A 23,461-nucleotide genomic window follows, 5' to 3' on the forward strand; every position below is an offset into this window, starting at 1 on the left:
CAACTTTATAAATTTTATTTTTTGAGCAAATTTACAGATATAGAAATTTTCGAAATTCTGAAAAAAACGATTTCAAATCGATTTTTAGAAGAAAATTCTGCTCAATCCGAAAATATCTCCGATTGGAAGGGGCAAGAAATTACATCTTTCCAAGACGATTTATTCAATAAAACCAGATCTACCGTTAGCGAAAAGTGGTTTTATACGTATTTTAAGTCAGATTTTAAGAAGCTTCCGCGTATTGATATGCTCAATCTTTTGGCGCAATATTGTGGATATAAAAATTGGGCACACTTTCTTAATGTTCAAAAAATAGAACATTTTGGTCCAAATAAAGCTGAAGAATCGACGATTGAAGCAACAGAAAACGAAAATTTTTCATCAGAACATATAACTCCAGAAGAATCTGAAGTAGAGATTCCAGTAGAAGTTAAACTATCAACAGAAAAAGAAATAATTCCTGCAAAAGAGGAAACTGTTAAAACAAAATCTAAGCTAAAATTGATCTCGATAATAGCTGCAGCAATTGTTTTATTGAGCGGAATTGGCGCAACTATTTATTATTCAATTTTTGGTCAGCGCGAATACGAATTTTGTTTTGTAGACTCGGACAGACAAGCTGCAATTACCAATTCTGTTGAGGTTACAATTATTAGAGATGGTTTTACACCACTTTATTTATCGACCAAAACAGGTTGTATCAAATTTGAATCGCAAAAAGATACAATCAAGATGTTTGTGAGTTCGCCTTACTATAAACAAGATACGTTTAAGGTTAATTTACATCAATATAATCAGCCTGAAAAGCTATTGTTAGAGCCAGATGATTATAAGATTATGCTGTATTATTATTCGAATTCAGCAAAAGATTTGAAACAACGAATTTCTAAGCTAAATCAAATGATTGCAGATGATGCGTTGATTTATCAAGTGTATGACAATGATTTTTTTGGTGTAGAGATTCTTTCGAAACAACAATATATCAATTTAGTTACAATGCCTACGACGTCATTAAAGAATTTTTCTTTGATCGAATCGGAAAGGAAAAATGGAAAAATTGTGAAATTAAAATTTAAAATCCAGCAAGATGAGAACGATAAGTAAAATAGTTCAGTTTAGCATGATATTGCTGATGAGTGTTTGGATGATATTTTCGTGCAAAGACGATAAATATAAAGGAGATTACAACCCAGAAGCGATAAAAGGTTACAAAAACGAGGCATCGACAGTAAGTAATAAAATGGATTCTGTGGAAGCTGTAAATTTTATTGCAAAGCAGAAGTTGCGTGAGTTTTTTGAGCTTTCGGCGTTGGCATCTAATACCAATGATACGGTTGTTGATAGTTTGTTGAGAGATCAATTGTTGTCTTATTTTCCTAAAAAAGATACGACCGAAATATTTTCGTTGTTGAGAGAGCTTCGTTCGAAAAAAGTAACATTTACTTCCGTTTCTAAATTTGCAATTTTACCAAAAGATTCGATTACACCCGATTCTATCAAGCGAATTGCGTATACAATTAATTATTTCAATTCGGATAAAAAGTTAATCGAAACCAATAATCATGTTGGTGTATTTGTGTTAAAACAAGAGCCGATCAAATTTCAACGAGAGTTTAAATTCTATTTTAGAACATTAAATGATAAAAAAGACTCGATTCAGAAAGATTCAATCCCATCTGGAGTAATACAAAAGTCAAGAGGAAAATCGCCGAAATAGGCGTCTTCAATATATTCAATAGGTCTAAAATAAGTTAGACCTATTTTTTTGGAATTAGGTCTACATCTTGCCAAAAATTTATCATAATATCCGCCACCGTATCCGACGCGATTTCCTTTTTTATCGGCAACAAACATTGGAATAAAAATAACATCAATCGCTTTAGAATCAATTTCTGAATACTGAGTGGGTTCTGGAATTTGAAGTGAATTTAATACCGTTTCGAAACCTTTTTCTACTTTACAATTAATCATATCATCGCCAACAACCAAAGGCAAAATAACCTCTTTTTGCTGCTGAAATAGCCAATTTATGATTGGATAAGTATTGATTTCGTTATTTTTTTCGATAGGTAAGAAAATATGAAATGTCTGATCTGTAGAAAAATCTAAGTGTTTGATGTGTTCAAAAATTTGATCACTCAAGTCATCCACTTCTTCTTTAGTGAATGATTTTCTCAACGTTCGGTAATATTTTCTAGCTTCAGATTTTGTCATTTCTTCGTAGTTTGATACGAAGTTAAGATCTTACTCAATAATATTATAATTTAAAGAAGTTTTTGTTTTGAGTTTATCCATTTGTTTTTTATTCGAAAAAGCATTTTTCAAAAGTTCTTTTGATAGACCTATTTTTTTAGAGAAATCGTTAAAAGTATCCTTTTTGTAATCAAATTCATCTTTCCACGTATAACCAGGTCGTATGTAACAATAGGTATAATTATAAACTAAACTTTCTACGTTTGTTGCGTTTACTAATTCATCGTAAGTTGAAGTTGCTAATAAAGTCATTTCTCTATTCTTTGATTCAGTTTTAATTTCTCTCAAAACCGAATCATAGCTATCTTTCAGGCTCGAAATATTTGTATCTTGATATTCGGTATCACCCATGCTTTTCATTGGACGAATTTGAAGAATATTTGGTTCGTATTTTCCGTATAATGAGAAAAAATCCCTTAGTTCTAAGAAATTATCTTTATTGAACGTATAATTGATTCTCAAAATAAGATTCGGATTATTTTTCTTTTCTTCATAAATTGCTTGCAGAGCTTCGTGAAATTTATCGAAAGAGGCTTTTCCCATAAAGTTTTCGTAAGCTTCTTGATGTACACCATGCAACGAAATAGTGAATTCATTCAATCCATTACCTACAAGTTCTTTTACCTTTTCTTTGGTTAACAAATTTGCATTAGTTGTAAGCGATATATAAGGAACCTTGTGCGTTTTTCCTAAAGAAACAATTTGCGCTAGATCTTTATACAAAGTAGGTTCTGTTCCACAACCAATTTGCAGTTTAAGAGCTCTGCCAAACATTTTATCAGCTAAAATTGATAAATCTTCTTTTGGAAAAATACCTTTAGTTTTCTTTACATAATTTTCATCTGTAAAATAACACATTTTGCAACGTAAATTACAAGCCATCACAGGATCAAAATTGACAGCAATATATCTTTGATTTGTTTTATGCAAAAGATACATTCCTAAAAATTTTATCCGATGATTTTTAATTAACCAATTTAATTTTAAAAGCTTGTAAACGTTCATATCTTAATAGTGTAGTTTGATTCTTACAAATATACTTTAAAACGAACGTGATGAAGAATTATTTCTTTTTCTTTGAAAGAACTTAATTGTAATTATTTTAAGAAAAATACAACAAAAATAAAACAAACGATTGCCATAAAAAGCAATAAGTTTACTGGTTTTACTTTCATTTTACTAAATATAGATTTTTTGTAAGTTTTGTGAATTCTTTTCGGTTTAGACATTTTCAATTTCATTACTAATTCTACAATACAGATGCAAATTTCTTAAAAAGGTTGCCTATAGAAAAGTTAAAAAATACAAATAACAAGTATACTTCTGTTTCTCAATTAAATAAAAAATGTTAAAAAAATGCTTTCAGATTCTGAAAGCATTTTTTTAAGTTATCAACCAAACTTTTTCATACGTTTTGCAGCTTCATCCAACCAAGGTTGATAATTGCAATGTTTTTGTATTGCTTGATAAATTCCGTTGCTATTCGGATCTTTTGGATCAAGTTCGTAAATTAATGAATTAATAAATCCATTTTTTATCGATTGACTTTTGATGTTTTCCAATAAAGCATCCGCAGAAAGACCTTGATATAATTTTTCTTGTAAGTTTGTTAAGACAATATTGCGGTAACTCTGATACGTTCTATAATCCTCGTCATTATCTAAATCGATTTCATCTAATTCTGTCAAAAAATTAACAGGTAATTGCTGAGAAGCAGGATTGTAATATGTGTACGAATCCTTGTACATGTACAACAAATTGATAAAATCGTAATTTAAATTCGTTTTTTCTGTTTTGATGAACGAAGAATTAACTTCTAATTTCTCTAAATCTTCGAAAACTTTTTGATGAAAATTTTTGATTTGATTTTTGAAATCTGGCGGAGCAAGTTTAAATAATTCGGTATGATCAGTTAAGAATTTATCCGTTTTAAAACTTTTGTCAACCAAATAATTGTTTCGATTTTTTCCTATTCCAGAGAATTTGAAATTATTCTCCAAATGTTTTAAATCTGTATTTAGAATCAAACTATCACCTGGAATCAAATAAATTGTAAATTCTTCTCGTTCTATGGAAAGTGTCTTGTAACCTTCGTCAACTAACTGAATTGTATCCGAAAAGTTTCCATCAAAATCTAAAGCAAAAGCCTTTTCACGATTATTCAATAATAGGTAAATGCTATCTGTTTGCGCATTCGCAATTCGTCCACTAAAGTAGACAAGTTCACCTTTTTCTTTTTTAGGTGAACAACTGTAAATTGTAATTAAAAGTAGTAGGAGAAATCTCCACAACGTCTTCATTTTCATTTTTCTCTCTGCCTCACAAAAGTAGAAAATTATTCTTCGTTTTGATGAATTTCGAAGTAAGAATCTATCTTAAAATTTTCTGGTTTATTTGCTGCCGCAACCGCTAATTTATCAGCTTCTTCGTTCCAATGATGTCCAGCATGACCTTTTATCCATTGAAATTTTACACGATGAATTTTATAAACTTCTAAAAATCTTTTCCACAAATCAGCATTCTTCTTTCCTTTGAAATTCTTTTGCACCCAACCAAAAACCCAACGTTTTTCCACAGCATCTACCACATATTTAGAATCCGTCACAATGGTAATTTCAGTATTAGTAAACTTTAGCGTTTCCAAAGCCGTAATAACTGCTAACAATTCCATTCGGTTATTCGTTGTTAGTCGAAAACCTTGAGAAATTTCTTTTTTGACTTTTTTCTCGGTTTCCAACAAAATACAACCAAATCCTCCTGGACCAGGATTTCCCAACGACGAACCGTCTGTATATGCTACAATCGCCATGTTTTATGGTTTGTAATTTAACATTGTATCAATTGTTTGACGTGCAACAAAATGATAATTTGGACGCGCATCTTTGTAAATATTTTTCGCTAAATCTAATTGATTAGATTCTTTTAAAGCTAAATATAAAGGCTCTAAAAATTTACGACGGCCAACATTTACCAAGAATTCTTTCGCATTTGTGTTGACTTTATCGTAATGCATTAAAAATGCTTTTTCGAACCAAGCACATTCAATTTCTGGATTTTTTGAATTTGTAAAATCATAAATCGCATCCAAATAAGCTAAATCTTCTTTTGTGTTTTTAGTTGTATCAATTTGACGAATAAAATGAACCCATTCGTTTGTAGATTTCGTAGAAATCGCCACTTTTTTAGGTGCAACTTTATTTCGTCCGTTTGTTATATCTTGCTGTAATTGCGCTTCTGTTAAATCAAATAATTTTGAAGTTGGTTTTTTCAAATCTTTTGGCCAACCTGTGTTATAAATCCATTCTTGAACAAAAGAATCGTCTCCATTTGTCAAATTAGCTTTCAAATAATCAACAAATTTTTCTGTTGTCATTGTTTGGAATGCATGCGAAGAAAAATATTGATTCAAGAATTTATCAAACTTTTCACGACCATATTTATCTTCTAACATTTTCAAAAATAAATAACCTTTATCGTATGGAACATCAGAAAAAGCATCATCAGGATTTGCTCCTTTCATGTTCACTTTTAATGAAGTATATTTTTCTGGAATATTTTTCATCGACGTTTCTAAATCTTGAAAACCAATTACCGAAATCATATCCGCATAATCTTTTCCTTCTAATTCTTCCATGATTCGACGCTCAAAATAAACTGTAAATCCTTCATTTACCCAGAAATCATCCCAAGTAGAATTCGTTACTAAATTTCCAGACCAAGAATGAGCCAATTCGTGTGCAATCAAATTCGTCATCGAACGATCACCTACAATTGCAGTTGGCGTAGCAAACGTTAAACGCGGATTTTCCATTCCTCCAAAAGGAAACGAAGGCGGTAAAACCAAGACATCAAATTGTTCCCAAGGATATTTTCCGTACAATTTCTCGGCAGCAGTTACCATTTTTCCCATATCGGCAAATTCCCACGCAGCAGCTTTTAACAAACCAGGTTCTGCATAAACACCCGTTCTGTTGTCGATTGGTTGATATTGTACATCACCAACAGCCAAAGCAATCAAATAAGGTGCAATTGGTTGTGGCATTTTGAAGGTATAAACACCTTCGAAATTTTTTTCTTTTGGATTGATTGCACTCATCAAAGGCAACAAATCTTTTGGTGTTTTTACTTTTGCATCGTACGTTAAACGAACACTTGGTGTATCCTGAATCGGAATCCAAGAACGAGTTAAAATTGCTTGTCCTTGAGACAATAAAAACGGATGTTTTTTATCGTGTGTTTGTTGCGGATTTAACCATTGTAAAGCATTTGCATCAGGCGAAGTTTTGTAGAAAACTTTTACAATTGTATCATTTGGCGTAACATCAATGATTAAGGCTTGACCTTTGATCGAATCTTTTTCACCTAATCTGTATGTCGTTTTTTGACCATTCGCTAATAAAACTGAATCAATTGTTAGTTTTTCGGTATCTAAAATCAATTGTTTTGCTTGATTATTTTCGAATGTATAAGCTGCCGAACCTTTGATTTGATGCGTATCGAAATCAGTTTCGATATCCAAACTCAAATGTTTGATGCGAGCTTTATCTAAATCAGCAAAAGTTTGATTGTCTTTTGCTTCAGTTTCTGTGGTAGAAGAGATTTGTTTATTGCAACTAACCGCCGTTAAAGCCGTTCCTAATGCGATATAAACTAAATTTTTCATTGTTCTAAATCTTTTAAAATCATGTTGAAAGCAGCTTCTTTCAAAGCAACTTTATCGTTTTTTACATTCAAATCTTTCGTTTCGAAAGTCTCCAATAGTCGGACTTTTATTTTTCCTGGATAACCTCTAAACCAATTAAACGGAAACATTTTATTAACACCGTGAATCGCCAAAACAGCCAAAGGCGTTTGTGTTTCAATCGCAATGTTAAACGCTCCATCTTTGAAAGGATCCAAATAAATCTTGAATTCTTTGTCGTTTGTAACGCCTCCTTCAGGAAAAATAAAAATACTCAGATTTTTGTCTAACTTTTTCTTTGCTTCGGGATAAACAAGTGCTTTACTACGTGCACTTTTTCGGTCGACAGGGATACAAATTCGTTCGAATATTCGTCCAAAGATAGGGATTTTGAGTAACTCTGCCTTGCCTACAAATACGATTGGATGATGTTTTAGAATCGTCAACATCAACATAATATCCATAATCGAAGTATGATTGGCTATAAAAACATAGTTTTCTTTCGGATCGAGTGGAACAAGTTTTTTGTAATCAATTCTAAATCCAGTTCCGTACAACACAAATTTGCCCCAATATCTGATTAACGGATAAATATATGGGAATGTTTTTTCGAAACTTGCCAAAGGTAGCACGATAAAAACTCCTATTGTTAGGACATAAATTGCGGCTAAAAATATCATCCAAATGCGCCAAATAAGGACAAAAAAACCTGTGATGTATTTCATTGAGTTGGTTTAGTGGAGTAAAGATATGGAGAAATTGAAAACTAAACTTATGTTCCTATTTTTTCAAAAACTTCAAAATAGCTTCATTTAATATTTTTGGCTGTTCAAAAGGAACATAATGCGTTGAATTTGGAATAATCAATAACTCCGCTTTTGAAATATTTTGTTGAATTTCTTTCGTATAACTCTCTTTTACTTCATCTTTTTCACCAGCAATAACCAATACAGGATTTTGAATTTTATTTAGTTCAGATTTTGTAATATTTGGTTCATTTAACATCAATTCGATTAAGCGTAAATTCGCGTTTTCGGAAGGTTTATTTGCTAAACTTTTCAAATTCTCAATCAGTTCTTTGCTTACTCCATTTGGGTTAAGAACAGCACCAATTATTATAATTTTATTAACTAATTCAGAATGTTGAACGTTAAAAATTAAAGCTGTATTTCCACCATCACTCCAACCAACAAGATTGACTTTCTTTAGATTAAGTTTTTGAATGACTTGAAATAAATCGTTTGCAAATTCTTCGTAAGTGTATGGAGTATTTGTCAAATCGGTACTTCTTCCTTGCCCACGCGTATCAACAACAATTACTCGATAATGCTTGGCAAAAAATGGAATTTGTTGATAAAAATCTTCTATACTTCCATTATTTCCATGTAGAAATATCAAAGGCTCACCTTGTCCATATTCTTCATAATAAATTTTCGCATCATTTATATCAATATATTTTCCTGACTTATTTTTTCCATAAATCGACTTTTTAGCACTCTCTTTATGTTGATAATATGAAATTAATTCTTTCGTTTTTGCATCAATTTCTTCAGGCTTTTCCTCATTTATAGTCAATTTATCTTTTGAATATAAAATATCTAAGTTAGCTATAAAAACCCCTGCAGAAGCTTCCCAATTACCTTGACTTTGATATCTAAACAACAAGTCTTTTGCTAAAGATTTTTTAGCAGAAACACCAAAAACAAAATCTTCTTGAGCAAGCTTTTTATAATCAACTAATTGTAGTGTCACAGCTATTTTATCCACATTTTTGAATCGAAATTTATATGGTGTTAAATCAATTTTTTGCCATCCAGTTGTAGATGTTTTATAAATAATATTTTCATCTAAAAGCGATTCTGTTGGCAAACCATTTTTAACAACGTAAATATTAACTTTCAAAGTGATTTCTTCATATTTGGAACTTGGAATAATATGAAAATTAAATGCATTTAGTTTTGTATTTGGGTAAATTTCAAAAATATTTCCTTGTTCAATTGTTGGTACATTTTGATTAAACATTTTAGAAAAAGTAAGCATTGGACGAGTTTTTTGACCAATAATTTTCTCTTTCATTTTTTCTGTTTTAAGCGTAACTTCTGACAATGAAATTGATTTTTCATTCAAGATTATAATTGAATTCTGTTGAACTTCTTCTATAGATTTTGAAATTTCATCATAACCTAATGCATCAAAAATTAATTGACTTTTAGATAGATTTTCTGGAATTTCGATAGAAAAGTTACCATTTTCATCTGTAATTGCTCCAACTTCTGAATTTTTTATTCCAATCGAACAATATGAAATTGGCAAATTATTACTGTCTTTTACACTTCCTTTTAATTTAATTTGAGCTTGAAGAATTGTACAAATTGTTACGATTAATATAAAAAAATAGTTGCGCATATTTTATTGTTTTGGTTATAAGACGAATTGTTTTTAAAAAGGTTACATGAGAAGATTGATAATTATTTCTTAAATTTTTGTTTCCTACAACGTTATCGTGACAACATTGATTTTGAGATGAAGTTGAAATGATTAAATTTGTTAAGGAAAGAATACTAAAAATATTATGGCTTTAAATACAATCAATCCAACAACTACGAATGCTTGGAATGCTTTAGAACAACATTTTCAAACGATTCAGCATACATCAATCAAAGAATTATTTGCTCAAAATGCAAATCGTTTTGAAAAATTTTCAATTCAATATCCTTCATTATTAGTAGATTATTCAAAAAATAGAATTAATGCAGAAACGATTCAACTTTTGGTTGATTTGGCGAAAGAAATGGATGTTGATACGGCAATTCAGCAAATGTTTGAAGGAGATGTCATCAACGTGACAGAAAAACGAGCTGTTTTGCATACAGCTTTACGTAATCGCTCTAATGAAGAAGTTTTGGTTGACGGAAAAGATGTGATGCCTCAAATTAATGAGGTGTTAGATCAGATGAAATCTTTTTCGGAAAAAGTAATTTCGGGTGAATGGAAAGGTTTTTCAGGAAAAGAAATTACAGACGTTGTCAACATTGGAATTGGAGGTTCTGACCTTGGACCTGTGATGGTGACGGAAGCGTTGAAACATTATAAAACTCGTTTGAATATTCATTTTGTTTCGAATATTGATGGAACTCATCTAGCAGAAACTTTTAAAGCAATAAATCCAGAAACAACTTTATTTATAGTTGCTTCAAAAACTTTTACGACGCAAGAAACAATGACAAATGCTTTTTCTGCAAAAGAATGGTTTTTGAATTCTGATGCGCAAGAAGCTGATGTAGCGAAACATTTTGTAGCGTTATCAACCAATGCAGAAGGCGTTGCAAATTTCGGAATTGATACGGCAAATATGTTTCAGTTTTGGGATTGGGTTGGCGGTCGTTATTCATTGTGGAGTGCGATTGGTTTGAGCATTGCTTTGGCAGTTGGTTTCGATAATTTCGAAGAATTGTTAGAGGGAGCGCATGAAATGGACGTGCATTTCAAAACAGAAACTTTAGATCAAAATATACCAGTTGTTTTAGCGCTTTTAGGAATTTGGTACAACAATTTCTTTGGTGCAGATTCGGTTGCTTTGTTGCCTTATGAGCAGTATTTATCGCGCTTTGCAGCATATTTTCAACAAGGAGATATGGAATCGAATGGCAAATATGTTGGTCGAGATGGAAAAAAAGTGGATTATGAAACTGGACCAATTATTTGGGGAGAACCTGGAACAAATGGACAACACGCTTTTTATCAATTAATCCATCAAGGAACAAAATTAATTCCAGCAGATTTTATTGCAGGAGCTAATTCATTGAATGTTTTAGGCGATCATCATGCAAAATTATTGTCAAACTTTTTTGCTCAAACAGAAGCTTTAGCATTTGGAAAAGATGAAGAAACAGTTGTTGCAGAATTAGAAAAAGCAGGAAAATCGAAAGAAGAAATTGATTTCTTAGCAGCTTTCAAAATTTTTGAAGGAAATCGTCCAACAAACTCAATTTTATATGAAGTATTGACACCAAAAGTTTTAGGAAATTTAATTGCGATGTACGAACACAAAATTTTCGTGCAAGGTGTTATTTGGAATATTTTCTCTTTCGATCAATGGGGAGTAGAGTTAGGAAAACAATTAGCAAATGTGATTTTACCAGAGTTAGAAAATGATGAGCAAGTTACTTCTCATGATGCTTCTACAAATGGATTAATCAATGCTTATAAATATTGGAGAAAATAATTTATCAATATAATTACTAAAAAATCCGCTCAATGAGCGGATTTTTTTATGAATTTTTGTGACCAGTTTCTTTTAAAAATAAGGTTAGAATAATGGCAATAAATATTCCGATGATCCAAAACCAAATTGCTTGATGATAATGTCCAGTTTTATCTGTAACATTTACAATTTCGTTTCCATATAATTTAGCAAAAACAGGATTTACTAGAGAAGTTACACCAAACGTCAAAAAGTTTTGAACTCCAGTAGCAGAGCCTTTTACATAATCTGGATTAGCTTCTTTGATAACCGAATATGGGATCATTGCGACTCCAGAGAAAAGCCCAAAAATGAAAAATGTAACTTTTATTGGAATTAAATCTGGAAGATAAATGAGTTGTAAAAACATCAAGATCATTCCGATACAACCAAAAAGAATAACAGGTTTTCATTTTCCTATTTTATCCGTTATATAACCCATTAATGGACATCCAACTACCCAGCCTAGTGACGCCATAGCAGCAGTCATAGCAGCAGTGTGAGCATCAAAACCTAAGTCTAATTTGAAAAAAGGAACAGCCCAAGTCATAGCAAAAATTGTTGTCGGTATAAATAATAATCCAGAAATAATACCAGTTAACCACGAATTTGGATTGCTGAAAATAATTTTGAAAGGTTCTATAAAAGAGGTTTGTTTACTTTTTTCGATCTCTTCTTCAGACGATTTTGGAGTTATGAACAGCATTGCTACAGCTGGAATTATACATAAAACTCCAGCAATTATCCAAAATGTTTTATATCCAAAACCATTTTCTAATAATGGCGCAACCACAAATTGTCCTGCCGCTCCACCAAGCATTCCTATACATTGAGAGAAGCCTATTGCTGTTGCTAAAGATTTTGATGAGAATCCTTTGGTTGCTAAATAGACACAACCAGGAAAAGCAAATGCGCTACCCGCTCCTTGTAATAATCTGCCTGTTGTTCCAGCAAATTGGGAGGAAGCGATAAATAAAATACATCCTATTCCGAGTATAAAACACCCTGCAAACATCGAATATCTTGCACCAAATTTGTCTAAACATATTCCAGCAATTAAAGCGAATATCGAATAAGTGTAATAATATGTTCCAATAAGAGAAACTAAATTTTCTTTAGAAATGTTGTAATTCTGAGCCAAATCTGTGATCATTAATGAAGGTGCAGAACGAGTTGCGTAATCAATGAAATAGAAGATTAAGCCTAAAACCCATGCAATGATGAAAAGTTTTTTACTTGATTGTGTGATAGATGATGATTGATTCATTATAAATCTTTTAAATGTTTATAATTGGATTTAATCGTTTCCATTACCTCATCCATTTTTCCACCTAACATTAATTTTGCCATAGATTTTGTCATTCCAATCATTTGATCAAGATCTACTTTTGGAGGCATTGCTAAAGCGTTTGGATTTGTAAATACATTTAATAAATACGGTCCATTATGCGCAAAAGCTCTTCCGATTGCATCAGGTAAATCATCAGGATTTTTAACCGATTCGCTTTCTATTCCCATTGCTTTTCCAATCAAAGTAAAGTCAGGATTTTCCATATCTGTTTCATTGTCAGGTAAACCAGCAACTTCCATTTCCAATTTAACCATTCCTAATGTTCTATTATTAAAAATAATAAGTTTAACAGGTAAATTATATTGTTTGATGGTTGCTAAATCTCCTAATAACATCGAGATTCCACCATCACCACACATCGCAATAATTTGTCTATCAGGATATGCCATTTGTGCACCAATCGCTTGAGGCATTGCATTTGCCATAGAACCATGATTGAAAGATCCTAACATTTTGCGCTCCCCCGTACCCGTTATATAACGTGCTCCCCACACACAACACATTCCTGTATCAACTGTAAAAATGGCATCTTTTGTAGCTAACTCATCTAATAAATAAGCTGCATATTCGGGTTGAATGGCATTTTCTTTTCCTTTTTCATGAACAAATGTCATTTTGTTTTCAAGAACTTTCTTGTACATTTCTAATTGACTATCCAAAAAATCTTTGTTTTGCTTAGGTTCTAATAACTCAATTAATTCGTTAATTGTTTCTTTTGCATTTCCGACTAATCCTAAATCAATTTTAGCTCTTCGTCCAAGTTTAGAGCCATCTGAATCAATTTGAATGATTTTTTTATCTGTTGGAATAAAATCTTTATAAGGAAAATCGGTACCAATCAAAATAATTAAATCAGCTTTGTGCATAGCATGATAAGCAGATGGTTGACCAAGTAATCCTGTCATTCCTATTTCATTTGGATTATTGGGTTGAATACTCATTTTTCCTTTGAACGAATATCCAACTGGAGCATGCAAATGACGAGAAAGTTTTATAACTTCTTCATTTGCTTGAGATGCGCCAATTCCACAGAATAAGGTAATATTATTAGCATCATTTATAATAGAAGCAGCTTCTCTTAATTCAGTTTTATTTGGAGTAATAATAGGTTGATTGAAATAGAAATTCGAGGTATAATTACTTTCAACGGCTTCCATTTCTGCAATATCTCCTGGAAGTCCAATAATTGCAACATCTTTTTTTGAAATAGCATGTTGTATTGCTGTTTGTACCATTCTAGGAACTTGTTCTGCTCGAGTTATAATTTGATTATAACAACTACAATCATCAAAAAGTTTAATAGTATTCGTTTCCTGAAAATAATCTGTACCAAATTCTATTGTAGGCAGAGTAGAGGCAATTACAACTAAAGGAGTTCTTGATTTATGCGCTTCATAAACTCCGTTAATCAAATGTACATGACCAGGACCAGAACTTCCAGCGCAACATCCAATCCCATTCAATTCTGATTCGGCAGTAGCAGCTATTGCTCCAGCTTCTTCATGTCTTACATGAACCCAATCAATTTTGTCACTTTGTTTAACTGCAATATTAAAAAAATTGAGACTATCACCAGTTACTGCATAAACACGTTTTATATTCGCTTTTTCTAGTAATTCTACAATTTGATGTGCTACATTCTTTCCCATAATAAAGTATTTTTTTGATTGTGACTAACAAGTTATGAAATTATAGGATAAAAATGTTTAAAATAAGTGTTAAATATTTGAATATTAAATTGTTGAAAAACAAAAAAGCCTGTTGAAAAACAGGCTTAAAATTAACACATGAGGACAAAATTTACTCTACTAAATCTTATACGTACATGAATATTTCAATATTTGTGCCAAAACTATATTTGACATGTAAAATAAATGTTTAATCTATGTTTAATCTATGTTTAATCTATGTTTAATCTATGTTTAATCTATGTTTAATCTATGTTTAATCTATGTTTATCACTTCTTATTTTTAATGATTAAAAATAGTGTAAGTAAGAGTTTTTTGCAGAATTAATATTTATAAATACTTTACTTTCGTATGCCTTTTGGCTTTACACACTTCTCTTCCTACTATCTCTAGTTATTTTTAATAATTTAATGAATCATTTTCTCAGATATAGAAATTTAGGAAGTTTATTTCTTTTGCTTTTTTCTTCTATTCTTTTTGGTTACCAAAAAGATACAATAGTTGAAAGTGGTCAAATACTTATTTTTATATCAAAAAATACGGAAACGAATTTATTAGAAAAAATAACAGTAGATAAAACCATAAACAAAACCACTGTCGAAAAAAAGACGATTACTAAACCTAAAAAACTCAAAAAGGTTTTAGTCGTAAAAAAAGAGAATAAGCAACAAAAAGAACATGTCTACAAGCCAAAAACAGCTATTTTATCGTCTAAAATAAAATTTTTATCTGGTTGTAATCTTCCTGAGAACTCGGGGAAAATAGTTTTAAAAGAAAATTTTTATAAATATCATCAAAAAGTAGCAAGGACAAATTCGATTTTTAAAATAAATCTGTCTGATATTGCTAATAATTTACTTGCGATTAATAATTCTTTTATTCATATTCGAATAAATGTAATCGATAACATTTTAACTCGTCCGCCTCCATTTTCGTTCACTAAAAACAAACCATCAACTAAATCTACTGTATTAATTTTAATAATATAGTTATAAATGAACAATTTAAGAAAAATAATAAGCGCAATTGTAGTGATGATAACATGCAATTTGAATGCGCAAACACTTATCTTCAAAGAAGATTTTGGGAAAAGTACAATAAGAACATCATCTCAATATGTACCACAAACAGGAAAAGATGGAAGTTTAGGCTTCTTCAAACACGGATCTTCTTTTTATCGACTTGCAGATAAATATTTGTCTGATTTATCAACTTTACCTTCAACCAATACTTATGGTACAAATAAAGGTAGTTATAACCAGGATGTGTGGAATATTGATAATGGTTTTTATGCCGTAATAGCACCAAGCCATATTTATGATATGACTAAAGTAATGCCAGATGGTAATAATATTGGATGGATTGGAGAATGGTGGTACAATCAAAATCCAAAACCAGCAGATCATACTGATGGATCTTTGGACGGAGCTGTATTGGTAGTAAATGGAGGTATGGTTCTTAACCAATATTACCGTCGAGTAGTGCAATTAGAACCAGGTAAAACTTATAAAGTATCTGCTTTTATCTATGGAGCAGGAGGAAATAAAGTAGGAGTAAGTTTTGAGGCACAAGATATACTAACAGAAAAAGTATTAGGATCATCCAACATTGATCATAATATTACAGATTTTTCTGAAAATGCTAAGAATGTAATGAGATTAAGTGCTGCTAATACTTGGGAGCAAAAAACATGGACTTTTAAAGCTCCGAATGACGCAAATTGTATTAATATAGCTGTGGCGCTAAGGAATAACATTGCATCAAATGATGGTAATGATTTTTTTGTAGATGATATTACATTAGAAGAAACAACAGAAACTGGTACAGAGTATGACTGTCCAGATACTAATGTTGTAATTGATAATATAATTAAAGCAACAGATGACCATGTAGATTTATCAACTACTTCTAGTATTAATATTATAGATAATGATTTATACGGAACCAATGGAACAAAAGTAGTATTAACAGGAAATAATAAAAACTCTACAATTTCTATAATTGGAGAATGGCCTGCGGAAGCTATTTTAGACACTGAGACTGGTATTGTTACATTTACAAGTGGATTCGTACCACCAGTTGGAGGATTAAGATATCAAATATGTAGTTTAATTGGTATTTGTTCTTCTGCAACAATTACTGTAACAGGAGGAGGTACAACTCCAACTCCCGGAACATCTTGTACAAAAACGCCAAATACAACAACAGCAACTTCTTTTACCAATGTTGGAGTTTCTGCAATGTCAACAAAATTAGAGAATTGGCCAACTGCAATTCCAAATGGATTTTTAGCATTAGAATCTTCAACAAAAGGTTTCGTCATTACAAGAACTGTTGATGTAGTTAAAATTGTTGATGCAAAAGAAGGAATGATTGTGTATGATACAACCGAAAAATGTGTCAAATTATATAATGGAACAATTTGGCATTGTATCGAGAAAAGTTGTAACGAATAAAGATTATTTAAAATGAAAAATATAATATACGCTGCTATTTTATGCGGTTTTGCATCAATTTCTTTTGGTCAAGTGTCAATTGGTAAAAATGCAGTGGATGGGAATAATACAATTTTAGATTTCGAAGAATCAACAACAAACGGAATTATTTTACCAGCTGTTACTACTGTACCTACAGGTTTGGATGCAACGAATAATGGTGGAACCTTTGCTTTTGACTTAACAGATTCTAAAGTGAAAATGTATGAGAATGGTATTTGGGTTGAGTTAAGTGATGTTGGAGAAAAAACAGTTTTATTAACAAATTCTTCTAATGAAGTAGGTGATGGAGTAATTATTGGAGCAGAAACATCTGCTGCAACAGGAATTTTAGTTTTAGAATCGGATAAAGATGCGATGATTTTACCTAAGGTTAATCAACCTGAAATTAATGTAAAAAGTCCATATCCTGGAATGATTTGTTACGATACAGCAAGTAAAACTGTTGCCATTTTTGATGGTAAAGTTTGGAATTATTGGAAATAATCATTCAATCTATTCATAAAAAAATGCGAGAAAACTTCTCGCATTTTTTATTATTATTTAACTGCTTTTATTTTTCCATTCATTGTTGCAAAATGACCAGGGAAAGAACATAAGAAATCGTATGTACCTTCTTCTAAAGTAAATTTGATTTGATCATTTTCTTTACCTCCTAACAATTTTGTATGCGCAATAATTTCTGATTGTAATTCGGTCGGAATATAATCTGTTGCCTTAGCAGAAGCTGCTGTATTTGCAAAAGCAGAAGCATCAGAACCTGGTTTTAATAAAATAAAATTATGTCCCATTGCTTCTTTTGACATTTCACCAGCATTCATTAAGATTAAAGTTACTTCTTCGCCAGCTTTCACTGTAAATTCAGTTTTATCGTAGCGCATGTCATCACTCGCTTTCAAAACAATATGATTGTTTGTAGCAGGCGTAGCTGTAGAAGTTTCAGCATCTTCTGATGGAGCTGTACTATAATCTATTTCTGGTTGAGTTGATTCATCTTTCTTAGAACCTCCGCAGCTCATCATCAAAATTGCCGCGAAACTCATCAAAGCTATTTTTTTCATTATTTCAATTTTTTGTTTGATATAAAAATAATGAAATTCAGTAACTTAAAAAAGTTTACTCAGTCTAAATAGAACTGATTTTAAACAGATAAATATCTAAGGAATATCCAAATATTTGTGTGTTTGTAAAGAATAACGCCATTTCGGATTTTCTTTCACATATTCCACAATCAATGGAAGATTTTTGTCGCGTTTGCTCCATTCTGTTTGCAAGAAAAGCGTACAATCTTTTCCAACACGAGCAGCTTGTTCTTCGGCAAATTGAAAATCGTGATTATTGAACACAATACATTTCAATTCATTTGCAGCTTCGCAAACCTCGTCTAACGGCAACATTAATTTTTTTGGAGAAAGACAAACCCAATCAATTTCTCCACTCAACGGATAAGCACCCGAAGTTTCGATGTGAATTCTTGCACCTTTTTCGTGTAGTTTTTTTGTCAAATAAGTCAAATCCCACATCAAAGGTTCTCCTCCTGTAATGATGATTGTTTTGGCCTGAGAAGTTGCCAAGTCTACCAATTCATCAACATTAGTTAAGGGATGCTTGTCAGCATCCCAACTATCTTTTACATCGCACCAATGGCAACCAACATCACAACCTCCTAATCGAATAAAATAAGAAGCCACACCTGTGTACATTCCTTCACCTTGAATTGTGTAAAAATGCTCCATAACAGGCAATAATTTCCCTTCTTGTATCAATTGTTGTTCTTCTGCAGTTGTTGATGCAATGTGTATCATAATTTTATTTTTTGTTGTTGTATGCCAACAATGTGTTTTTTAATAACATAGCGCGTGTCATAGGTCCAACTCCTCCTGGAACTGGCGTTATCCATGATGCTTTTTCTTTTACATTATCAAAATCTACATCACCAGCTAATCTAAATCCTCGTGGATTAGTTTCGTCATCAACGCGTGTAATTCCTACGTCAACGATAACCGCTCCATCTTTTACCATATCAGCTTTTAAGAAACCTGGAACACCTAAAGCAGTGATCACAATATCAGCTTCTTTTGTAAATTGTTCTAAATTTTGAGTTTTCGAATGAGTTAATGTAACTGTACTGTTTCCAGGATTTCCGTTTTTACTCATCAAAATACTCATTGGGCGACCAACGATGCGAGAACGACCAATCACAACTGTATGTTTACCAGTTGTATCAATGTTGTAACGCTCTAACATTTCCATAATTCCGTAAGGTGTAGCAGGTAAAAATGTTTCCATTTCTAATGCCATTTTACCAAAATTCATTGGATGAAAACCATCTACATCTTTCTTAGGATCAATTGCATTGATAACTGCTTCTTGATCGATGTGTTTTGGTAATGGCAATTGCACGATAAATCCGTCTAATGTATCATCATTGTTCCATTTTTCAATTTCTGCAATCAAATCTTCTTGAGAAATTGTATCAGGCAAACGTAATTCTGAAGACTCGAAACCTACAAAATGACAATCCTTGATTTTATTGTCAACATAGGTTTGAGAAGCACCATTACTTCCTACTAAAATTGCACCCAAATGTGGTACACGAACTCCTTGGTCCTTGTAATTCTGCACCAGCTCCTTGATCTCTTGTTTGATCTCTTTTGCCAGTTTAATACCGTCTAAAATTTGCATTGTTTTGTTGTGTTTGCGCAAAGATACGGACAAATTGGAAAATAAATCATTAAGTTTTGAGTTGATGATTTTTTGATTAAATAGAAAAACCACTTCGTTGTGAAGTGGTTTTAGCATTACTGATATTTTTTCTGCGCTTCTTTTAAGTAATTAAAAACTTGTGTTGTTTTCATTTTTTTGGAATTTGTATTAAAAATAAACATTCCAGTTTCGACATTGAAATAATAATCTTTTTCTCCATTTTTTAATTGAAACCATTCCAATAAACCATTTGTAAGATTAACACCAATCCAATTGATTTGTGAAGTTTTGAGGTCGAAAATAAAATTATCATTCGGATTATTTGTAGTGATATAATGTATTTGATCGTCTAAAACATATAAAACACCACTTCCTTGAAACGCTTTCATTTTCAAGAATTTTGATTGTTGATTTCCGAAGTTATAACGCAAAACTGCTTTGAACTCTGCATTTGGAGGAACTTGTGCTAACAAAGCATTTTGTTTCTTTTCGCGAGATTTACTCGCCCAAAAAGCAATTCCAAAAATTAACAAAAAAGGCAAAATACAACAAAGTAATGATGATAGTAATGAAAGAATGTTATCCATAGTAGATTGATTTAGGTTGTGTTAAGATACAAAAAAAACTGTTAGTTTTCTAACAGCTTTTTTGAAATTTTATAAAGTTTGATTTTATTACAAATTACTCATTTTTTCTTCCACAACTTTTCGTTCTTGTGCAATTAAATTATCTTCTTCTGTTGGAAATTGAAAAATTCCAGAATTGATGCTTTCAATGCGTTTCAAGACTTCGTAAGATGCTTTTGCTTTTACAGCATCTTCTCGATTTATATAAATGCGAATCGCTTTCATAAACGTCAAAATATTTTTCTTTTTCAATTCATCTGCCAACAAAAATTGATCGAGTTCTTCGTTTTCTTCCAATAAAGTCGACAAATTATTGTCATCAATTTTGTAATACGATTGTAACATTTGATTGAAAATAATCAAAAAACCTTCATCTGCATTTCCAACTTCTAACGAAATAATTCGAGCCAATGTTTTGTTTAATTCTTGAATATATTTTGAAATAAAATCTTGTTTAATCATCTTAATCTAATTTTTTAGATAACTTTTCGAAAGTTTTTTTTGCGTTTTTATCTTCGTATAAAATCTTATGAACAGCGTTGATAATTGGCGCTTTTATTTGGTATTGCTCGTTCATAATTGCCACACCTTTTGTCGCATAGTAACCTTCGGCAACCATATTCATCTCCAAAATAGCAGATTTTACGGTGTAACCTTTTCCAATCATATTTCCGAACATTCGATTTCGTGAAAAGAACGAATATCCTGTTACCAACAAATCGCCTAAATAAGCCGAATCGTTAATTTTACGCTTCATAGGACTTGCAGTTTTTAAAATATGATTCATTTCTCGAATCGCATTACTCATCAAAACTGCTTGGAAATTATCTCCATAACCCAAACCATGCGCTATACCTGCTGCAATCGCGTAAATATTTTTCAATACCGCGCCAAATTCAGTTCCGTAAATATCGTTTGAAAGTTTTGTTTTGATAAAATCACAAGCCAAACAATCCGCAGCAATTTGTGCTTTGTTTTCGTCTTGCGCCGCAATTGTCAAATATGAAAGACGCTCCAAAGCTACTTCTTCAGCGTGACAAGGTCCACTTACAATTCCTAATTGTTCTTCTTTTACGTCGAATTTATCAAACAAATATTGTCCAACCAATTGATAATGATCTGGAATAATTCCTTTGATTGATGTCACTACAAATTTATCTGTCAACGGAACAGTTAATTTACTCAAACAATCGACAACGTAAATAGATGGCACAACCAAAAAGATGATATCCGAATTCATGACAACTTCGTTGATATCCGTTGAAATTTTAAGCTTTTCTGACTTAAATTCGACATCAGTTAAATAATTTGGATTGTGTCTATTTCGCTCTAAATATCCTTTTACGTATTCATCTTTTACCCACCAGTTGAAAGTTTCAAGGTTTTTATTCAGCATTTTTGCAATCGCAGTTGCCCAGCTTCCATTCCCTATTAATCCAACTTTACGATTAGATAACTCTATCATAATATATGTATTGAATAGACAAAGTTAATTAATTTGTAGCTTAGGTATTTTGAATTTTACGAAAAGAAACTCAATTTTGTAAAAATTTTAACGACTTTGTATAAAAAGCTTTTTAGTGAGACCATTATCTACGGTATTGGCTCTATATTGCCGAGGGTAATTATTTTAGCATTGAATTTTTTTATTATCAAGCAAGTTGATAATTCAGATTTTGCAATGTTTTCTCAATTATATTCTGCGGTTTCTTTCCTGAATGTCATTTTAACATTTGGTTTCGAGACTGCATTTTTCCGTTATGCAACCGAAGAAGGAATGTATCAAAAAGTGTTGAATACAGCTTTTTGGTTTATGGTGATGAGTTCTACTGCAATGCTCGTTTTAGTTTTTCTTTTTTTACAACCTCTGGCAGATTCTGCAAATTATAGCGATCACCCAGAATATATTTTGTGGTTTGCGTGGATTGCTTTTTTTGATGCAATTTGTGTGATCCCTTTTGCAGTTCTACGTTTTAAAAATCGACCAATATTATATACAACAATTCGCGTAATTCAGAATGTTTTTCAAGCAGTTTTGACAATTGGTTTGTTGTATTATGTTTCGAAAGATTTTATGCTAGGTTTAGGTTTTGATAATGCGATTTCCTATCCTTTTATAGCGAATTTATTAGCGAGTATTTTAGGATTTGTATTATTAATAGGCGTTGTACGTCATGTTCAATTCAAATTTGATCAATCACTTTTCAAACAAATGTTTTTGTACGGTTATCCGATTATGATTGCTGGTTTGGGGTATATTTTAAATGAAAATTTCGATAAATTAGTTCAACGACAATTAATAGATCCAGCAGCAGCGGGTTCTTATGGTGCTTGTTACAAATTAGCAACATTAATGACGCTTTTCGTTACAGCTTATCGAATGGGAATAGAACCATTTTTCTTTAAAGTTGCCAAAAAAGGAGATGCAAAACAGACATACGCGAATATTTTGTTCTTTTTCAGTATCATTTGTAATATTGTAATTCTTGGAATTTTAGCAAATATTGACTGGATTAAGAAAATATTTGTTCCAAATTCAACGTATTGGAATGCTTTAGATATTGTCCCAATTATTTTAATTGCGAATTTATTTTTCGGAATTTATTATAACCTTTCAACATGGTACAAAGTAACGGATAGAACAAGTATCGGAACTATAATTTCATTGGTTGGTGGTGCGATTACTATTATTTTGAATGTTTTTTTATTGCCAAAATATGGTTTTATGGTTTCTGCCTGGACAACTTTATTGGCGTATGGTGTAATGATGGTGATTTCGTACATTTGGGGTCAGAAAGTTTATCCGATTCCGTATAAAGTCAATAAAATTGTACTTTACATGGGAATTGCAATTGCTTTAGCATGTACAAATTATTACATTCTCGATTCTAATTTGATTATTGGTAATCTGATTCTTATCGTGTACATTGCGTTTATTGCATTTGCGGAAAAAAATACACTTAAAAAACTAAGAAAATAAAGATGAAAGTAAAAGTTATCAACATCTCGAAACACGCTTTACCAGAATATAAAACAGCTTTATCGGCTGGAATGGATTTAACAGCTAACATTGATGCACCAATCGAATTAAAACCTTTGGAAAGAAGATTAATTCCAACAGGATTGAGCATCGAATTACCAGCAGGTTACGAAGCACAAGTTCGTCCTCGTAGTGGAATGGCGTTAAAATATGGTTTAACTTGTTTGAATTCTCCTGGAACAATTGATGCAGATTATCGTGGAGAAATCGGTGTTATTTTAGCTAATGTTTCAAACGAAGCCGTTACAATCAACGATGGGGAGCGTATTGCACAATTAGTGATCGCGAAACACGAAACGGTTGAGTGGGAAGAATCTAACGCTTTAAATGAAACTGAACGCGGAGCTGGAGGTTTCGGAAGTACAGGAAAACAATAA

Annotated in this window: 24 protein-coding genes; 8 read left to right on the forward strand and 16 right to left on the reverse strand. The window is 31.7% G+C overall.

What is annotated here, in order from left to right:
* The first annotated feature begins 21 nt into the window (after positions 1–21).
* Entirely contained in the window at positions 22–1,104 is a 1,083-nt protein-coding gene (locus FH779_RS00125; RefSeq protein ID WP_180905619.1) for a flagellar basal body-associated FliL family protein, read from the forward strand.
* On the forward strand, positions 1,088–1,717 hold the full coding sequence (locus FH779_RS00130; protein ID WP_180905620.1) for a hypothetical protein: 630 nt from the start codon (positions 1,088–1,090) through the stop codon (positions 1,715–1,717). The genes FH779_RS00125 and FH779_RS00130 overlap by 17 nt, the downstream gene beginning before the upstream one ends.
* On the opposite strand, the gene FH779_RS00135 is transcribed toward FH779_RS00130, so the two are convergent.
* The 7 genes from FH779_RS00135 to FH779_RS00165 form a co-directional block, all read right to left on the reverse strand.
* Positions 1,657–2,214: a 5-formyltetrahydrofolate cyclo-ligase gene (locus tag FH779_RS00135; protein WP_180905621.1), complete on the reverse strand. Its 558-nt coding sequence runs from the start codon at positions 2,212–2,214 to the stop codon at positions 1,657–1,659. The two genes, FH779_RS00130 and FH779_RS00135, sit on opposite strands and share 61 nt — an antisense overlap.
* Before the next feature lie 30 nt (positions 2,215–2,244).
* On the reverse strand, positions 2,245–3,192 hold the full coding sequence (locus FH779_RS00140) for a radical SAM protein (RefSeq protein ID WP_244957992.1): 948 nt from the start codon (positions 3,190–3,192) through the stop codon (positions 2,245–2,247).
* Positions 3,193–3,644: 452 nt separating this feature from the next.
* On the reverse strand, positions 3,645–4,559 hold the full coding sequence (locus FH779_RS00145; protein ID WP_180905623.1) for a hypothetical protein: 915 nt from the start codon (positions 4,557–4,559) through the stop codon (positions 3,645–3,647).
* A 29-nt stretch (positions 4,560–4,588) separates the two neighbouring features.
* Positions 4,589–5,062, reverse strand: a complete 474-nt coding sequence (gene rnhA, locus FH779_RS00150; protein ID WP_038336544.1) for a ribonuclease HI — start codon at positions 5,060–5,062, stop codon at positions 4,589–4,591.
* A 3-nt stretch (positions 5,063–5,065) separates the two neighbouring features.
* Positions 5,066–6,916: a M1 family metallopeptidase gene (locus FH779_RS00155; RefSeq protein ID WP_180905624.1), complete on the reverse strand. Its 1,851-nt coding sequence runs from the start codon at positions 6,914–6,916 to the stop codon at positions 5,066–5,068.
* Positions 6,913–7,659, reverse strand: a complete 747-nt coding sequence (locus tag FH779_RS00160) for a lysophospholipid acyltransferase family protein (RefSeq protein WP_244957993.1) — start codon at positions 7,657–7,659, stop codon at positions 6,913–6,915. Before FH779_RS00160 ends, FH779_RS00155 begins: the two co-directional genes overlap by 4 nt.
* 55 nt (positions 7,660–7,714) lie before the next feature.
* Positions 7,715–9,340, reverse strand: coding sequence for an alpha/beta fold hydrolase (locus FH779_RS00165; protein WP_180905625.1), 1,626 nt, complete (start codon positions 9,338–9,340; stop codon positions 7,715–7,717).
* 166 nt (positions 9,341–9,506) lie between these two features.
* On the opposite strand from FH779_RS00165, the gene pgi reads away from it, so the two are divergent.
* Complete coding sequence (gene pgi, locus FH779_RS00170) at positions 9,507–11,159, forward strand: glucose-6-phosphate isomerase (RefSeq protein ID WP_180905626.1); 1,653 nt, start codon at positions 9,507–9,509, stop codon at positions 11,157–11,159.
* Between the two features lie 46 nt (positions 11,160–11,205).
* Here the strand turns inward: pgi and FH779_RS17560 are convergent, their stop codons facing one another.
* The 3 genes from FH779_RS17560 to FH779_RS00180 are packed head-to-tail and all read right to left on the reverse strand — an operon-like array spanning position 11,206 to position 14,177.
* On the reverse strand, positions 11,206–11,547 hold the full coding sequence (locus FH779_RS17560; RefSeq protein ID WP_244957994.1) for a hypothetical protein: 342 nt from the start codon (positions 11,545–11,547) through the stop codon (positions 11,206–11,208).
* A 39-nt stretch (positions 11,548–11,586) separates the two neighbouring features.
* Positions 11,587–12,444, reverse strand: a complete 858-nt coding sequence (locus FH779_RS00175; protein ID WP_244957995.1) for an MFS transporter — start codon at positions 12,442–12,444, stop codon at positions 11,587–11,589.
* Positions 12,444–14,177, reverse strand: a complete 1,734-nt coding sequence (locus FH779_RS00180) for a thiamine pyrophosphate-dependent enzyme (protein WP_125349192.1) — start codon at positions 14,175–14,177, stop codon at positions 12,444–12,446. The genes FH779_RS00175 and FH779_RS00180 overlap by 1 nt, the downstream gene beginning before the upstream one ends.
* 450 nt (positions 14,178–14,627) lie before the next feature.
* On the opposite strand from FH779_RS00180, the gene FH779_RS00185 reads away from it, so the two are divergent.
* From FH779_RS00185 to FH779_RS00195, 3 genes are read left to right on the forward strand one after another with little or no spacing between them, the layout of a single operon-like run.
* Entirely contained in the window at positions 14,628–15,206 is a 579-nt protein-coding gene (locus FH779_RS00185; protein WP_180905627.1) for a hypothetical protein, read from the forward strand.
* 6 nt (positions 15,207–15,212) lie between these two features.
* Positions 15,213–16,673 carry a hypothetical protein gene (locus tag FH779_RS00190; RefSeq protein ID WP_180905628.1) on the forward strand — a complete coding sequence of 487 codons (1,461 nt, stop codon included), beginning with the start codon at positions 15,213–15,215 and terminating at the stop codon, positions 16,671–16,673.
* 12 nt (positions 16,674–16,685) lie between these two features.
* Complete coding sequence (locus FH779_RS00195; RefSeq protein ID WP_180905629.1) at positions 16,686–17,198, forward strand: hypothetical protein; 513 nt, start codon at positions 16,686–16,688, stop codon at positions 17,196–17,198.
* A 53-nt stretch (positions 17,199–17,251) separates the two neighbouring features.
* Here FH779_RS00195 and FH779_RS00200 read toward each other — a convergent pair whose 3' ends face one another.
* From FH779_RS00200 to FH779_RS00225, 6 genes are all read right to left on the reverse strand, one after another.
* Positions 17,252–17,773: a plastocyanin/azurin family copper-binding protein gene (locus FH779_RS00200; RefSeq protein WP_180905630.1), complete on the reverse strand. Its 522-nt coding sequence runs from the start codon at positions 17,771–17,773 to the stop codon at positions 17,252–17,254.
* Between the two features lie 96 nt (positions 17,774–17,869).
* Positions 17,870–18,517, reverse strand: a complete 648-nt coding sequence (locus FH779_RS00205; RefSeq protein ID WP_180905631.1) for a 7-carboxy-7-deazaguanine synthase QueE — start codon at positions 18,515–18,517, stop codon at positions 17,870–17,872.
* A gap of 4 nt (positions 18,518–18,521) precedes the next feature.
* The gene (locus FH779_RS00210; protein WP_180906769.1) at positions 18,522–19,397 is read right to left on the reverse strand and encodes a bifunctional 5,10-methylenetetrahydrofolate dehydrogenase/5,10-methenyltetrahydrofolate cyclohydrolase; all 876 of its coding nucleotides are present in this window, start codon (positions 19,395–19,397) and stop codon (positions 18,522–18,524) included.
* A 116-nt stretch (positions 19,398–19,513) separates the two neighbouring features.
* Positions 19,514–20,005 carry a hypothetical protein gene (locus tag FH779_RS00215; protein WP_180905632.1) on the reverse strand — a complete coding sequence of 164 codons (492 nt, stop codon included), beginning with the start codon at positions 20,003–20,005 and terminating at the stop codon, positions 19,514–19,516.
* Positions 20,006–20,092: 87 nt separating this feature from the next.
* Positions 20,093–20,506 (reverse strand): hypothetical protein, encoded by a 414-nt coding sequence (locus FH779_RS00220; protein WP_180905633.1) that lies wholly within the window; start codon positions 20,504–20,506, stop codon positions 20,093–20,095.
* Between the two features lies 1 nt (position 20,507).
* Positions 20,508–21,509: an NAD(P)H-dependent glycerol-3-phosphate dehydrogenase gene (locus FH779_RS00225; RefSeq protein WP_180905634.1), complete on the reverse strand. Its 1,002-nt coding sequence runs from the start codon at positions 21,507–21,509 to the stop codon at positions 20,508–20,510.
* Positions 21,510–21,671: 162 nt separating this feature from the next.
* Between FH779_RS00225 and FH779_RS00230 the strand changes: the two genes are divergently transcribed.
* On the forward strand, positions 21,672–23,024 hold the full coding sequence (locus tag FH779_RS00230) for a lipopolysaccharide biosynthesis protein (protein ID WP_244958064.1): 1,353 nt from the start codon (positions 21,672–21,674) through the stop codon (positions 23,022–23,024).
* 2 nt (positions 23,025–23,026) lie between these two features.
* On the forward strand, positions 23,027–23,461 hold the full coding sequence (dut, locus tag FH779_RS00235; RefSeq protein WP_038336568.1) for a dUTP diphosphatase: 435 nt from the start codon (positions 23,027–23,029) through the stop codon (positions 23,459–23,461).

The organism is Empedobacter falsenii, assembly GCF_013488205.1.
Classification (GTDB): domain Bacteria; phylum Bacteroidota; class Bacteroidia; order Flavobacteriales; family Weeksellaceae; genus Empedobacter; species Empedobacter falsenii_C.